The 16,991-nt window shown below is 72.9% G+C and carries 1 protein-coding gene; it reads left to right on the top strand.

Going from position 1 to position 16,991, the window contains the following annotated elements; all coding sequences use genetic code 11:
* Positions 1 to 160 precede the first annotated feature (160 nt).
* Positions 161 to 16,900, top strand: coding sequence for a non-ribosomal peptide synthetase (locus AMO33_RS16680; protein WP_060593172.1), 16,740 nt, complete (start codon positions 161 to 163; stop codon positions 16,898 to 16,900).
* Positions 16,901 to 16,991: the final 91 nt, after the last annotated feature.

Below are 16,991 nucleotides of genomic sequence, written 5' to 3'. Positions count from 1 at the left end.
GGAGTAGCCTACCGGGACCGCGGCTGCAATGATGCGCGCTGTCCGACCGATGTGCAGAGCATCGCGGGCAGTTATTGTTGCGTGCCCGGGATCGCCGTGGAAGTCCGCAGCACGCGGTGCACGGGTGTGGTTGCTCGACCCGAGAGGTGAACAGGCGCGTATGGACACTGCCCGACGTTCCAGCCGTGAAGGCCGCCGCCGCCGATCGGGAACACCGCTGCTCGCGCAATTGCTGACCGCGGCGGTGGAATCGGCGGCGGACGCGATCGCCGTGTGCTTCGACCCGACCGGTGATCCCGACGACCGGGTCGAACTCACCTACCGGGAACTCGACGAGGCCTCCTCCCGGGTGGCCCGCGAACTGATCGGGCGGGGAATCGGTCCCGGCGACATGGTCGCCATGGGCATCTCCCGCTCCATCGGCTCGGTGCTTGCGCTGTGGGCGATCGCCAAGACCGGCGCCACCTATGTCCCGATCGACCCGACGTACCCGCCCGACCGGATCGCCCACATCCTGCGCGATTCCGGCGTCGAATACGGCCTCACCACCGCCCGCCACCGCGCGGTGCTCGGCACCAGCGCCTACTGGATCGAGCTGGACGACCCGGTGCGCGCCGAGCGCATCGCCGCGCACCCCGGCCACCCGATCTCCTACGCCGACCGGGTGCGCACGCTCACCCCGCAGCATCCGGCCTGGGTCATCTACACCTCCGGCTCCACCGGCCTGCCCAAGGGCGTGGTGGTGCCGCACGGCGGTCTGTCCGCGGTCGCCGGGGTGGGCGCGCAACTGGGCATCGGGATCGGCGACAAGGTGACCCACCTGAGTTCGCCGAGTTTCGACTTCTCCCTGATGGAAATGCTGTTCACCTTCCCGCAGGGCGCCACGCTGGTGGTCACGCCGCCGGAGGTCTACGGCGGGCGGGAGTTGGCCGAGCTGATCCGCCGCGAAGGGGTCACCCACCTGTTGATGACGCCCGCGGCGCTGGAATCGGTCGACCCGTTCGGGCTGGCCTCGGTGCACACGCTCATCGTCGGCGGCGAGAAGCTCAACCCCGACCTGGTGAGCCGCTGGGACCGGCCGGGCCGCACCATCCACAACGTCTACGGGCCGACCGAGACCACCGTCATCGTCACCGCCTCGGCGCCGCTGCACCCGGACGAGGAGGTCACCCTCGGCGGGGCCCTGCCCGGTGTCGGCGCCTACGTGCTCGACTCCCGGCTGCGGCCGGTGCCGCCCGGCGTGGTCGGTGAGCTGTATCTGGCCGGTCCGTCGCTGGCGCACGGCTATCACGCGCGGCCGGGCCTGACCGCCGCCCGGTTCGTGGCCGACCCGTTCGACGGCGACGGCAACCGGCTCTACCGCACCGGCGACCTGGTGCGCCGCCACGAAGACGGCACGTTCGAGTACGTGGGCCGCACCGATTTCCAGGTGAAGATCCGCGGGCTGCGGATCGAACTCGGCGAGATCGACACCGCGCTGATCGCCCACCCGGACATCGATTTCGCCGCGACCGTCGGCCGCACCCTGCCCTCGGGTGCGCCCGCGCTGGTGTCCTATGTGCTGTCGCGGGCGGGCTCGGCCGTGGACACCGCCGAGGTGCTCGAGTTCGTCCGGAAATCGTTGCCGTCCTACATGGTTCCGGCCGCGATCGTGGTGCTCGACGAGCTGCCGCTGAACGCGGTGGGCAAGCTGGACCGGGACGCGCTGCCCGCGCCGCAATTCGCCGTCAAGGCCTATCGCCCGCCGGCCACGCCGCTCGAGCAGATCATCGCCGACGTCTTCGCCGCGCTGCTGCGCCCCGACGCCGGACCGGAGGAGCGGATCGGCGCCGACGACGACTTCTTCGAGCTCGGCGGCAACTCGCTGCTGGCCACCCAGGCCGTCGCGCGGATCGGCAGCGCCGTCGGGCTGGCGGTGCCGGTGCGGGTGATGTTCGAGAAGTCGACCGTGGCCGGGCTGGCCGCGCTCATCGAGAGCATGGACGCCCCCGCGCGCCCGCCGTTACGGCCGATGCCGCGCCCGGCGCGGGTGCCGCTGTCGTATGCCCAGCAGCGGATGTGGTTCCTCAACCGGTTCGATCCGGGCAGCGGGGTCAACAACATTCCGGTGGCGGTGCGGTTGTCGGGCACGCTGGACGTACCCGCGCTGCGCGCCGCGATCGCCGACGTGGTCGAGCGGCACGAGGTGCTGCGCACCGTCTATCCGGAGGTCGACGGTGCGGGCGTGCAGGTGGTGCTGCCCATCGACGACCCGCGCGCCCTGCCCGAGCTGTCGCTGATCTCGGTGACCGAGGACAGCGTGGCCGATCGGATCGCGGCCGCGGTGACCGAGGGCTTCGACGTGACCGTCGCGCCGCCGGTCCGGCTGCGACTGCTGGCGATCGACGACCGCGAATACGTGCTGGTGTGCGTGGTGCACCACATCGCGGGCGACGGCTTCTCCATGCGGCCGCTGACCCGGGACCTGATGACCGCCTACGCCGCCCGGGTCGAGGGCAAGACCCCCGAACTCGCACCGCTGCCCGTGCAGTACGCCGATTACGCGCTGTGGCAGCGCGAGGTGCTCGGCGGCGAAGACGATCCGGACTCCGTGCTGGCCCGCCAGGTCGCCTACTGGCGGCAGCGGCTGGCCGATCTTCCCGAACTGCTCGCGCTGCCCACCGATCGGCCGCGCCCGCAGACCGCCTCGTATCGCGGCGCCACGGTGACCTTCGACATCGACGCCGACACCCACGCCACCCTGGCCGAGCTGGCACGCAGGCACAACGCGACGCTGTTCATGGTCGCGCACGTGGCGCTGGCCGTGCTGCTGGCGCGGCTGTCCGGGCGCACCGACATCGCGGTGGGCACCCCGGTCGCCGGGCGCGGCGAGCCCGCCCTCGACGACCTGGTCGGCATGTTCGTCAACACACTGGTGCTGCGCACCGACATCGACGGCGCCGCCACCTTCGACGAGCTGCTCACCCGGACCAGGGCGGTCGACGCGGCGGCCTTCGAACACGCCGAACTGCCGTTCGAGCGGCTCGTGGAACTGCTCGACCCGCCGCGCTCGGCCGCGCACCATCCGCTGTTCCAGGTCATGCTCACCTTCCAGAACCTGCGCCTGGGCGGCCTCGACCTGCCGGGTCTGACCGCGACCGGCGTCGACGCCACGCTCCCGCTGGCCAAGTTCGACCTGCACCTCACCCTGGCGGAGGCCACCGACCGGCACGGCGTCCCCGCGGGGCTCGCCGCCGAGATCACCTATGCCACCGACCTGTTCGACGAGGCGACGGTGCGCGCGTTCGCCGAGCGGTTCCGGCGGGTGCTGGCCGCGATGGTGTCGGACACCCGGCAGGTCGTCGGTGATCTCGACCTGCTCGTCGACGGGGAACGCGACCGGGTGCTCGCGGACTGGAACGCCACCGGGCATCCGGTGCCGGCCCGCACGCTCGTCGACCTGTTCGAGGCGCGGGTGGCACGCGATCCCGAAGCTGTCGCCCTGGTGGCCGAGGGCATCGAGCTGACCTACGCCGAGTTCGCGGCGCGGGTGCACCGGCTCACCCGGGCCCTGCTGCTCTCCGGTGTCGGACCGGGAACCCTTGTCGCGCTGGGCATGCGGCGCTCGGTCGACCTGGTGGTCGCCCTGTACGCGGTGCTGGAGGCGGGCGCGGGCTATGTGCCGCTCGATCCCGATCAGCCCGCCGAGCGCACCGAGCACATCCTGCGCACCGCCGCACCGGCCCTGGTGCTCACCACCCGCGCCGACGCCGTGCACAGCAGCGCCGTCGCGCCCACGATCGCGATCGACGCACTCGACCTCGACGGCGTCCCCGACGGTCCGGTCGCCGACGTGGAACGACCCCGGCCGATCACGCCCGCCGACATCGCCTACGTGATCTTCACCTCCGGTTCGACCGGACAGCCCAAGGGTGTGGCAGTCGGTCATGCCGCGATCGTGAACCGGCTGCTGTGGATGCAGGCGCAGTACCCGATCGGTGCCGAGGACGCGGTGTTGCAGAAGACCCCGGCGACCTTCGACGTGTCGGTGTGGGAGTTCCTGTGGCCGTTGCAGACCGGCGCGCGACTGGTGCTGGCCGCCCCGGACGGACACCGCGATCCGGCGTACCTGGCGCGCGTGATGGCCGAATTCGATGTCACGGTCGTGCATTTCGTGCCCTCGATGCTGGCGGTGTTCGTGGCGGCGCTGGCCGAGCACGGATCCGACGCCCACACGGCACTGCCGCGGTTGCGGCAGGTGTTCGCGTCGGGTGAGGCGTTGCCTGCGGCGACGGCGCGGCGGTTGTGTGAGTTGACCGGTGCGCGGTTGCATAATTTGTATGGTCCGACCGAGGCTGCGGTGGATGTCACTTATCACGAGGTGACGGCTGCGGATGTGGTGTCGGTGCCGATCGGTCGTCCGGTGTGGAACACGCGGGTGTTCGTGTTGGATGCGCGGTGGCATCCGGTGGCGCCGGGTGTTGCGGGTGAGTTGTATCTGGCTGGTGATCAGCTGGCGTTGGGGTATTTGGGTCGGCCGGATTTGACGGCGGATCGGTTTGTGGCGAATCCGTTCGGTGGTGTGGGTTCGCGGTTGTATCGCACTGGTGATTTGGTGGCGTGGACGAAGTCCGGTGAGTTGGAGTATTTGGGGCGTACGGACTTCCAGGTGAAGTTGCGTGGTCTGCGGATCGAGTTGGGTGAGATCGAGGCGGCGTTGTTGGCGCAGCCGGGTGTTGCTCAGTCGGTGGTGGTGGTGCGTTCGGATCCGCATGCCGGTGATCAGCTGGTGGGTTATGTGGTGGCGGGGTCGGATGCGTCGGTGGATGTGGCTGCGGTGCGGGCTGGGTTGTCGGCGGTGTTGCCGGGGTACATGGTGCCTGCGGCGATTGTGGTGTTGGATGCGTTCCCGACGAATGCGTCGGGCAAGTTGGACCGCAAGGCCCTCCCCGCCCCCGTCTTCGTCGGCGCGCACGACTTCCGCGCCCCCGCCACCCCCATCGAGCAGACCGTGGCCGCGGTCTTCGGCGAGCTGCTCGGCCGGGCCGAGGTGGGCCTCGACGACGACTTCTTCGCGCTCGGCGGCAACTCGCTGCTGGCCACCCGGGTGATCGCCCGTGTCAACGAGGCGCTCGAGGTGGGTCTCGAGGTGCGCGAGCTGTTCGAGGCGCCGACCGTCGGCGCGCTGGCCGCGCGGATCGTGCCCGGCTCGGCCGCGGGGACCCGGATACCGCTGGTGGCGCGCCCGCGTCCGGAGCGGGTGCCGCTGTCGCTGGCCCAGCAGCGCATGTGGGTGCTCAACCGGATGGACCCGGCCTCGGCCACCTACAACATTCCCTTCGCCCTGCAGATCGCCGGCGACCTCGACGTCGACGCGCTGCGTGCCGCCGTGGACGACGTGCTCGACCGGCACGAGGCACTGCGCACCCGCTTCCCGATCGGCTCCGACGACCTGCCCTACCAGGAGATCCTCGCCGTCGACGAGGTGCTGCCCGGCGGTCTGCGCCTCGAGCGGCCCGCCGACATCATGGGCCGGGTTCTCGACCTCATCGCCTCGGGATTCGATGTGACCGAGGCGGTCCCGGTGCGCATCGCCCTGCTCAACGGCGGCGTCCCCGACAAGCACCTGCTGGTGCTCGTCGCCCACCACATCAGCGCCGACGGCGCCTCGCTCGGCCCGCTGGCCCGCGACCTGATGACCGCCTACCTGGCCCGATCCCAGGGACAGGAACCGGCCTGGGCGCCGCTGCCGGTGCAGTACGCCGACTACGCGCTGTGGCAGCGCGCGGTACTGGGGGAGGAGGACGACCCCGACTCGCCCGCGGCCCGGCAACTCGCCTACTGGCGCGACCGCCTGGCGAGCCTGCGCCCCGGCCCGATCCTGCCCCAGGACCGGATCAGGACCGCGAGCACCGGCACCCGCGGCGCCTCGGTCCGGTTCGCGCTGCCCGCCGAGATCCACGCCGCACTGGCCGAACTGGCCCGTGCCCACCACGCCTCGCTGTTCATGGTCGTGCACGCCCTGCTCGCCGCGCTGCTGGCCCGGCTCGGCGGCGAATCCGACATCGCCGTCGGCACCCCGGTGGCGGGCCGCGGCGAACGCGCGCTCGACGACCTGGTCGGCATGTTCGTCAACACCCTGACCCTGCGCACCGAGGTCGACCCCGACGCGCGTTTCACCGACCTCCTCACCGCCGCCCGGGAAACCGACCTGGCCGCCTTCGCCCACGCCGACCTGCCCTTCGAGCGGGTCGTGGAGGCCGTCGCCCCCGGCCGGGTCGGCGCCGCGAACCCGTTGTTCCAGGTGGTGCTCGGCTTCCAGAGCCTCACCCAGCCGGTGCTCGAACTGCCCGGGCTCACCGTCACCGCGATGGACTCCGGCCCGCTGGCGGCCAAATTCGACCTGCTGCTGCACGTCGAGGCCGGGCAGACCGCCGACGGCGAGCCCGCCGAGCTGGCCGGTGTGTTCACCTACGCCACCGACATCTTCGACACCCTCACCGTGCAGGGCTTCGCCCGCCGGTTCGCCCAGCTAGCCGCCGCCGTGGCCGCCGACCCCGAACAACCGATCGGCGACATCGACCTGCTCGACGACCTGGACCTGCGGCACCTGCGGCCCGCCGACATCCCGGTCCGCGCCGACCGCACCCTGCCGCAGCTGCTGGCCGACGCCGTCGCGGCCGCACCGCGGGGCAGCGCCGTGGTGTTCACCGACGCCGTGGAGCGGCTCGGCGCGCTCGACTACGCCGAACTCGATGCCCGCTCGACCCTGCTGGCCCGCGAACTCGTCGACCGCGGTGTCGGCCCCGAGGACGTGGTCGCCGTGGCCGCGCCGCGCTCGGTGGAATCGGTGCTCGCCGTCTGGGCGGTCGCCAAGAGCGGCGCCGCGTTCCTGCCCGTCGACCCCGCCTACCCGGCCGAGCGGATCGCGCACATGCTCGCCGACTCCGGCGCCGTGCTCGGCCTGACCGTGTGTGACGAGGTCGCGGCACTGCCCGGCGACGTGCGCTGGCTGCTGCTCGACGACATCGCCTTCGTCGCCCGGCTGGCCCGCTTCTCCGCCCGGCCGCTCACCGACGCCGACCGGGCGCGCCCGCTGCGGCCCGCCCACCCGGCCTATGTCATCTACACCTCCGGCTCCACCGGAACACCCAAGGGCGTCACCGTGACCCACGCCGGGCTCGCCGCGCTCGTGGCGGAACAGCGCGAACGGTTCCGGGTGACCCCGCACGCGCGGGTGCTGCACTTCGCCTCGCCGTCCTTCGACGCCTCGGTGTTCGAGCTGCTGCTGGCCGTCGGTGGCGCGGCGACCCTGATCGCGGTCGCGCCCAGTGTGTTCGGCGGGGGCGACCTGGCCGAGGTGCTGCACCGCGAACAGGTCACCCACGCCGTCATCACCCCGGCCGCGCTCGCCGGACTCGACCCCGCGGGCCAGGACGCGCTGCGGGTCTTGATCACCGCGGGCGAGGCCTGCCCGCCGGAGCTGCTGCGGCGCTGGGCGGCCCCCGTCGACGCGGGCACACTGCTGTTCTTCAACGCCTACGGCCCGACCGAGGCGACCATCATGACCTCGGTCACCGACCCCATGACCCCCGACCGGCCCATCACGATCGGCGCGCCCATCCGCGGGCTGGCCGCCTACGTGCTCGACCGGCGGCTGCGGCCGGTGCCCGCCGGGGTGACCGGCGAACTCTACGTCGCGGGCGCCGCCCTGGCCCGCGGCTACCTGCACCGGCCCGCGCTCACCGCAGACCGTTTCGTCGCCGATCCGCTCGCCGCCGACGGCAGCCGCATGTACCGCACCGGCGACCTGGTGCGCCGCACCGTCTCCGGCGACCTGGAATACCTGGGCCGCAACGACTTCCAGGTGAAGATCCGCGGCTTCCGGATCGAGCTCGGTGAGATCGACGCGGTGCTGAGCGCGCACGCCGACGTCGATTTCGCGGTCACCGTCGGGCACGAACTCGACAGCGGCGCCACCGTATTGGCCTCCTATGTGCATCCCGTGCCCGGCGCGCACGTCGACCCGGACGACCTGTTGGCCGCCGCCGCGCTCGCCCTGCCCCGGCACATGGTGCCCACCTCGGTCACCGTGCTCGACACCCTCCCGCTCACGCCGGCGGGCAAACTGGATCGGAAGGCCCTGCCCGCGCCCGTGCTGCGCACCGGCGAGTTCCGCGCGCCCCGCGGGCGAGTGGCGGAACTGGTCGCCTCGCTGTTCGCCGAGGCGCTGGGCAGCGCCGAACCGATCGGCGCCGACGACGACTTCTTCGCCCTCGGCGGCAACTCGCTGATCGCCACCCAGGTGGTGGCCCGGCTCTCGGCCACCCTCGGCACCCGGATCGAGGTGCGGGAACTGTTCGACGCGCCGACCGTCGCCGGGCTCGCCGCCCGGGTCGAAGCCGCCGCCCCCGTCCCGGCGCGGCCGCCGCTGGTCGCCGGGCCGCGCCCGGAGCGCATACCGCTCTCGCCCGCCCAGCGCCGCTACTGGTTCCTCAACCAGTTCGACACCGCCGCCTCCGCCGTCGACAACATCGCGATGGCCGTGCGGATGTCGGGTGAGCTGGACGTGGCCGCCCTGGCCCGCGCCGTGGCCGACGTGCTCGAACGCCACGAAGTGCTGCGCACCACCTACCCCGGTGGCGACGAGGAACCCCGCCAGCTCATCCATCCGGTGTCCGCCGAGGCCGCCGCGCTCACCCCGGTCGAGGTGCCCGAGGACGCGCTGCTCGACACCGTGGTGGACCTCGCGCGCCGCACCTTCGACGTGACCCGCGAGATACCGTTCCACGTCGCGCTGCTGCGCCCGGCCCCGGACGAGCACGTGCTCGCGTTCGTGGTGCACCACGTCAGCGCCGACGGCGCCTCGATGGCCCCGCTGGCCCGCGACGTGATGGTCGCCTACACCGCCCGCCTGCACGGCACCGCGCCGCGCTGGACGCCGCTGCCGATCCAGTACGCCGACTACGCGCTCTGGCACGCCGCGGTGCTGGGCAGCGAGGACGACCCGGCTTCGCTCGCCGCCACCCAGATCGCCTACTGGCGCGCGCGGCTGGCCGGGCTGCCCGACCAGCTGGAACTACCCACCGACCGGCCGCGCCCGCCGGTGCAGTCCTTCCGCGGCGCGGTGGTGCGCGAGGTGCTCGACGCCGACCGGCACGCCGCACTGCAGGCACTGGCCCGCGAACACCGGGCCTCGCTGTTCATGGTCGTGCACGCCGCGTTCGCGGTGCTGCTGGCCAAGCTGTCGGGCACCGGTGACATCGCGGTCGGCACCCCGCTGGCCGGGCGGGGCGAACGCGAACTCGACGACCTGATCGGCATGTTCGTCAACACCGTCGTCTTCCGCACGCAGGTGCGCCCCGGCGACTCGTTCACCGATCTGCTCGCCGAGGTCCGCGAGGGCGACCTGGCCGCCTTCGACCACGCCGACGTGCCCTTCGAGCGGCTGGTGGAGGTGCTCAACCCGGCTCGCTCGACCGCCCGCAACCCGCTGTTCCAGGTGGGCCTGTCGTTCCAGAACCTGCGCGAGACCACCTTCGAGCTGCCCGGACTGCGGGTGCGGCCGTTGGAGTTCGACACCCACCTGGCCAAGACCGACCTGCAACTCACCGTCACCGACCGCTACGACGCCGACGGCGCGCCCGCCGAGATCGTCACCGAATTCAGCTACGCCACCGACCTGTTCGACGAGGCCACGGTCCGCGCCATCGCCCAGCGGTTCGTGCGTGTCGTCGATTCCGTCCTGGCCGACCCCGCGGCCCGCGTCGCCGCGATCGACGTGCTCGCCCCCGCCGAGCGCGCGACCATCCTGCGCGACTGGAACGAGACCGAGCACTGGATCGACCCGCGCGCCACCCTCGCGTCGCTGCTCGACGACACCGTCGCCCGCGACCCCGACGCCCCCGCCCTGCTCGCCGACGAGCGCGGCCGCACCGTCCGGCTCAGCTACGCCGACCTCGACCAGCGGGTCAACCGCCTGGCCAGGCACCTGATCCGGCGCGGCGTGCGCCCGGAGGACCGGGTGGCGCTGGCCATGCGCCGCGGCGTCGACCTGGTCGTGTCGATGTACGCCGTCGCCAAAGCCGGTGCGGCCTATGTGCCCATCGATCCCGATCAGCCGCTCGACCGGGTCGAACACATCCTGCGCACCGCCGCGCCGGTCTGCGTGCTCACCACGACCCGCGACGCGTTCGACACCGGCGTGGCACTCACCGTGTCGGTGGACACCCTGGACCTGTCGGCGATCTCGACCGCCTCGATCGCGCCGTCCGAGCGCAACGGGATGCTGGTCGCCGCCAACACCGCCTACGTGATCTTCACCTCCGGCTCGACCGGCGTGCCCAAGGGCGTGGCCGTGACGCACGCCGCGATCGTCAATCAATTGCTCTGGGAGGCCGCGGAATTCGGCCTGGACCGGGACACCGTCGTGTTGCTCGACACCGCCGCCACCTTCGACCTGTCGGTCTGGGAGTTCTGGTCGGCCGCCGTCGGCGGTGGCAGGCTCATCGTCGCCGACGCCGACGGCCACCGCGACCCGTCCTATCTGAACGCCCTGATCCGCGACACCGGCGTCACCACCCTGCACGCGGTACCCGCCCAGCTCGACGCGCTGACCACCGAGGCGGGCGGCACGCTGCCCGCCACCGTGCGGCAGGTGCTGGCCATCGGCGAGACACTGCCACCCGCGCTCGCCGCCCGGATCCGGGCGGGCGGCGCGACGCTGTACAACCTGTACGGGCCCACCGAGGCCGCGGTGTCGATCACCGCGCACGAGGTCACCGACGCCGACACCGCGAGCGTGCCGATCGGCACGCCGGAATGGAACAGCCGGGTCTACGTGCTCGACGCGATGCTGCGGCCGGTGCCGGTCGGCGTCCCGGGCGAGCTGTACCTCGCGGGGGTGCAGCTGGCCCGCGGATACCACGGCCGCGCGGCGGCCACCGCCGAACGGTTCGTCGCCGACCCGCTGGCCGCCGAGGCGGGCGGCACCGCCGGTGAGCGCATGTACCGCACCGGCGATCTCGTCGTCCGGACCGCCGACGGCGAGCTGGAGTACCTGGGCCGCACCGACTTCCAGGTGAAGGTGCGCGGGTTCCGGATCGAACTGGGCGACATCGACGCGGCGCTGGCCGCCCAGCCCGGGGTCGCGCAGGCCGTGACGATCGGGCGCGAGCAGCCCGGCCGCGCCCCCATGCTGGTGTCGTACGTGGTGGCCGCCGACGGCGCGCGACCCGAACAGGCGACCCTGCTGGCCGGGCTGCGCAGCCGGCTGCCGGAATATATGGTGCCCGCGGCGATCGTCGTGCTCGACGCACTGCCGCTCACCGCGGTCGGCAAGGTCGACCGGGCCGCACTGCCCGCCCCGCGGCCGACCGCCACCGCGCACCGCGACCCGGCGACCCCGGCCGAGCGCGTCGTCGCCGAGGTGGTGGGGGAGGTGCTCGGCCGCGAGACCGTCGGCGCCGACGACGATTTCTTCGCCATCGGCGGTGACAGCATCGCCGCCATCCAGGTCGTCGCCCGGGCCAGGGCCAGGGGCGTCACCTTCACCCCGCGCCAGGTGTTCGAACTGCGCACGGTCGCGGAACTGGCCGTCGCCGGCGCACCGCAGCCCGCTCCCGTCGCCGCGGGCACCGGCGAACTGCCGCTGACCCCCGCCGCCGCGCGCCTGCTGGCCGCCCGCCCCGACGGCGTCGAGGTCCGCGCCGTCGTCCTCGACCTGCCGACGGGGCACCCGCCGGTGCGCGAGGCCATCGACACCGTGCTCGACCGCAACCCGATGCTGTGGGCGCGGCTGCGGCCCGCCGCCGATGGACGTCCACCGGCCTTCGTGCTGCCCGAGGCGCCCTCGCCCACCGACCAGCCGTACTTCCGGCTGCTGGACACCTCCGCCGACACCGTCCCGCTCGACGACGTGGTCGCCGCCGCGGCGGCCGCCCTCGATCCGGAGGCGGGGCGCAACATCCGCTTCGTGCACCTCGGCCCCGACGACCGAGCCCAGCTGGTGGTGGTCGCCAACGGCCTGGTGCTCGACGACCATTCCTGGCGGGTGATCGTCGACCAGCTCGGCGCCGCCTGGTCGCGGCGCCGCTACGCCGCCGCCGTCACCGGTACGGGCCTGGCCGGCCTGCTGCGCGAGCTGGCCGCGCGCGCCGCCGACCCGGCCGTGCACGCCGAACTCGGCTGGTGGCGCGCGATGGGTGCCGACTCCGGCCGGATACCTCCCGGTGCGGATCTCTCGGTGCGCTCGCGGGTGTCGCTCACCATGACCCCCGAGGGCGCCGCCGCGGTCGCCACCACCGCCCAGGCCTATCACGCCGGGATCGACGAAGTCCTGCTCACCGCGCTCGCCCTGGCCCTGCGGACCGCCGCCGACGAGCCGGTCGTGCGCACCGCGGGCACCGTGGTCCGCCTCGGCGCGGACGCCCGCGACAGCGACCACACCGACGCCGTCGGCGCGTTCACCACCGACTACCCGCTCGCGCTGCGCCTGGGCGAGCTGGATCCGGCCGACGCGCTGGTCGGCGGCCCGGCCGCGGGTACCGCGCTGGGCCGGGTGAAGGAACTGCGCCGCGCGGTGCCCGGCGAGGGTGTCGGCTACGGCCTGCTGCGCTACCTCGACCCCGGCATCGAGCTGCCCGGCCCGGGGCTGATCCGGCTGCGCTACCGCGACCTGCGCCCGGCCCGCGTGCACACCGACGCACCGGCCGACGATCTGCTGATCGATCTGCTCGTCGAGGCCACCGACGCCGGCCTGCTGGCCCGGTTCGATTTCGCGGCCGCGGTCTTCACCGCCGATCAGGTGCGTGCCTTCGCCGAGCACTGGGTGCGGGCACTGGGCGGACTGGCCGAGCACGGCACCCGGCCGGGGTCGGGCGGGCACACGCCCTCGGACTTCCCGCTGGTGCGACTGAGCCAGGCCGACCTGGACCGGTTCACCCAGACCGTGCCCGCGCTCGCCGACGTGTGGCCGATGACGGCGATGCAGTCCGGCATGCTGTTCCACGCGCTGCTCGCCGACGCCTCCATCGACGCGTACATGATCCAGTTCGTGCTCGACCTCGACGGCGCGGTCGACCCCGGCCGCCTGCGCGCGGCCGCGCAAGCGGTACTGGACCGGCACGCCAACCTGCGCGTCGCCTTCGCCGACACCGCCGACGGCAGCACGGTGCAGGTGGTGCCCGACCGGGTGCAGGCGCCCTGGCGGCAGATCGCGCTGGACCACCTCGACCCCGAGGTCATCCCGGTCGAGGCCGAACGCATCGAGAACGCCGAACTGGCCCAGCATTTCGATCCCGCGGTGGCGCCGCTGCTGCGTTTCTCCCTGCTGCGCACCGCACCCGAGCGCTACCACCTGGTGGTCACCAGCCACCACATCCTGCTCGACGGCTGGTCGGTACCGCTGCTCATGCGTGAGCTGCTCACCGTGTACGCGCTCGGACCGCAGTCGCGGCACCTGCCCAAGGTGCGGCCCTACCGCGACTATCTGGTGTGGCTGGCCGCGCAGGACCGCGACGCCGCGATCGCGGCCTGGCGGGCGGCGCTGGACGGTGTCACCGAACCCACCCTGCTGGCCCAGCGGCCCACCCACGAGATCTCCGCGGGCATCGGCGAAGCGGGCTTCGCGATGTCCACCGCGCAGACCGAGGCGCTGACCCATCTGGCCGCCCGCGTCGGCGTCACCGTCAACACCGTCGTGCAGGCCGCCTGGGCGCTGCTGGTCGGGCGCAGCACCGACCGCGACGACGTGGTGTTCGGCGCCACCGTCTCCGGTCGTCCCGCCGACATCGACGGCGTGGAGACCATGGTCGGGCTGTTCCTCAACGCCGTGCCGGTGCGGGTCCGCCTCGCACCGACCCGCACCCTGGAGTCGCTGCTGCGCACCGTGCAGGACGAGCAGGCCGCCCTGCTCGAACACCACCACCTCGGTCTGGCCGAGATCCAGGAGGCCGTCGGACTCGAGTCGCTGTTCGACTCGCTGGTGGTGTTCGAGTCCTACCCGGTCGATCACGAAGGGCTGCGCCGGGTCAGCGAGATCGACGGCATGACGGTGAGCGGGGTGCACGTCACCGACGGCACGCACTACCCGGTCACGGTGATCGTGGCGCTCGGTGACCAGTTGCGCGTGCAGGTGAAGTACCTGCGCGACCTGTTCGACCCCGAGGCGGCCCGCACCCTGGCGGCCCGGCTGTCCGCGCTGATCGGCAAGTTCGTGGCGGTGCCGCACGCCAGGGTCGGCGAGGTGGACGCCCTGCTGGCCGACGAACGCGCGGCCTTGTTCGCCCGCAACGCGACCGTGGTGCCGGAACTGCTCGACGAGGCCACCCTGCTGACCCTGTTCGACGCCCAGGTGGCGCGCACGCCACGGGCCACCGCGCTGCGCTACCGCGACACCACGATCAGCTACGCCGAGCTGGACCGGCGCTCCCGGGTCCTGGCGGGCGAGCTGGCCGCGCGCGGTGTCGGGCCGGAGAAGCTGGTCGCGGTCGCGATGCGGCGCAGCATCGACCTGGTGGTGGCTGTGTACGCGGTGTTGCGCGCGGGCGGTGCCTACGTGCCGGTCGATCCGGACCATCCGGAGGAGCGCAACGAGTACGTGCTCACCGGCGCGGCCCCGGTGTGCGTGTTGACCAGGACCGCCGACGGTTTCACCACCCGCACCGGCGTGCCGGTGGTGGCCGTCGACACCCTCGAGCGCGCCGCGCGGCCCTACCGGGGCGTGGCCGTCGCGCCCGACGACCTGGCCTATGTCATCTACACCTCCGGCTCCACCGGACGTCCCAAGGGCGTGGCGATCACGCACCGGCAGATGGCCAACCAGTTCCGCTGGGCCCAGCTCACCCACCCGCACGACCGCGGCGACGTGGTGCTGCACAAGACCCCGATCACCTTCGACATCTCCACCTGGGAGCTGTTCTGGCCGTTGCAGACCGGCGCGAGCGTGGTGATCGCCGAACCCGACGGCCACCGCGACCCCGGCTACCTGGCCCGCGTCGTCGCCGAACACCGGGTCACCACCGTGCATTTCGTGCCATCGATGCTGGATGCCTTCCTGGCCGACGTGCGGCCCGGCCGGCGCACCTCGCTGCGGCGGGTGTTCGCCGCGGGTGAGGTGCTCGCCACCGAGACCGCGGCGATGTTCGCCGAGCGGCTGCCCGGCGTCGACCTGTTGAACTGGTACGGACCCGCCGAGGCGACCGTGGTCACCGAGGAGCGCGCCTCGGCCGACGCCGACGGCGCCGGCGTCCCGATCGGCACCCCGGTCGCCAACACCCGCGTGCACGTGCTCGACCGCCAGCTGCGGCCGGTGCCCGACGGCGCGGCCGGTGAGTTGTACGTCGCCGGCGTGCAATTGGCGCGCGGCTACCATCGCGCGCCCGGCCTGACCGCGGAGCGGTTCGTCGCCCGCAACGGCGGCGAACGCATGTACCGCACCGGCGACCTGGTGCGCTGGCGCACCGGCGCGGACGGACGCGCGGTGCTCGAGTACCTGGGCCGCACCGACTTCCAGGTGAAGCTGCGCGGCCAGCGGATCGAACTCGGCGAGATCGAGGCGGTGCTGCTCGCGCATCCGGCCGTGCGGCACGCGGCGGCCTCGGTGGTGTCGGCGGCGGCGGGCGAACGCCTGGTCGCCTATGTCGTGGCCGAGGAGGGTGTGGTCGCCGACCCGCGCGCGCTGCTGGCCCACGCCAGGGCCGCGCTGCCGCCGTACATGGTCCCGGCGGCGGTGGTGGCCCTGCCGGAGCTGCCGCTCAACGCCAGCGGCAAACTCGACCGGCTGGCACTGCCGGTCCCCGAACTGCCCGTGCGGCCCTACCGCGCACCGGCCACCGACACCGAGCGGCTGCTGGCCACCGTGTTCGCCGATGTGCTCGAGATCGACCGCGTCGGCGCCGACGACGACTTCTTCGAACTCGGCGGCAACTCACTGGCCGCGACCAGGGTGGTGGCCCGACTGCGCCAGGACGCCGACCTGGACACCCGGGTGCAGTGGTTCTTCAGCGACTCCACCGTGGCCGCGCTGGCCCGCCGCATCGACGAGGCACAGGCCTACGGCGTGGACTACGACGCGGGCACCGCCGACGCGCTCGGCCCGCTGCTGCCGATCCGCGGCGAGGGCACACTGCCACCGCTGTTCTGCCTGTATCCGATGGCGGGTCTGTCGTGGGGGTACGCGGGCCTGTTGCCCTACGTGGAGCAGGGGCGGCCGGTGCTCGGTCTGCAATCGCCCGCGCTGTCGGAACCGGACTACCTGCCGGAGTCGCTGGGCGAGATGGCCGCCCGCTGCCTGGCGGAGATCCGCTCGGTCCAGCCGTACGGCCCCTACCACCTGCTCGGCTGGTCGCTGGGCGGCATCCTGGCGCACGCGGTCGCGGTCGCCTTGCAGGAGGCGGGGGAGCAGGTCGCCCTGCTCGCGCTGCTGGACAGCCACCACGACATCGCCGCCGCCGATTTCCGGGTCGCGCTGCGCGGCGCGCTCGCCGAGATCGGCATCCAGGCCGACAACCTGCTCGGCGACAGTCCGGCGCCCGCGCTGGGCGAGGACGAGCTGCTCGCCCTGCACGCGGCGATACCGCCGGAGTTGTCGACGCTGACCCCCGAGCGGCTCGGCCGGGTCTATCGCAGCGCCGTCCGGTCGGCGGAGCTGATCGGCGAGCACCGTCCCGGCGTGTTCCGCGGCCGGGTCGACTACTTCAGCGCCCGCATCCTCGGCGCCAACCTGGTGCGCGGTATCGACCCGGAGAACTCGGCCGCGAAGTGGCGTCCCTTCGTCGACGGCGAGGTCGCCGATCACCCGGTGCACGCCGCCCACGACGAGATGACCGCGCCGCACGCCCTCGCCCAGATCGGACCCGTGCTCGCGGCGCGACTCGCCGCCGGGGGTGCGGGCCTGCCCGCGGGGGCCGGTCGGGCATGATGTCACGACGAGGCGACGGAACCTCCTTTTGTGAGGTAACGGAACGACCTGTTGTAACGACTTAACAAGCCGTATGGTCGGGCGTGGCGCA

The organism is Nocardia farcinica, from assembly GCF_001182745.1.
Taxonomy (GTDB): Bacteria; Actinomycetota; Actinomycetes; order Mycobacteriales; family Mycobacteriaceae; genus Nocardia; species Nocardia farcinica.
Note: the sequence above shows the minus strand (reverse complement) of the source record. Positions and strands in the feature narration are given on the sequence as shown.

Bases quoted from the DNA above. Each gene is read 5' to 3' on its own strand.
- AMO33_RS16680 (WP_060593172.1), top strand. From the start codon at position 161: ATGGACACTGCCCGACGTTCCAGCCGTGAAGGCCGCCGCCGCCGATCG.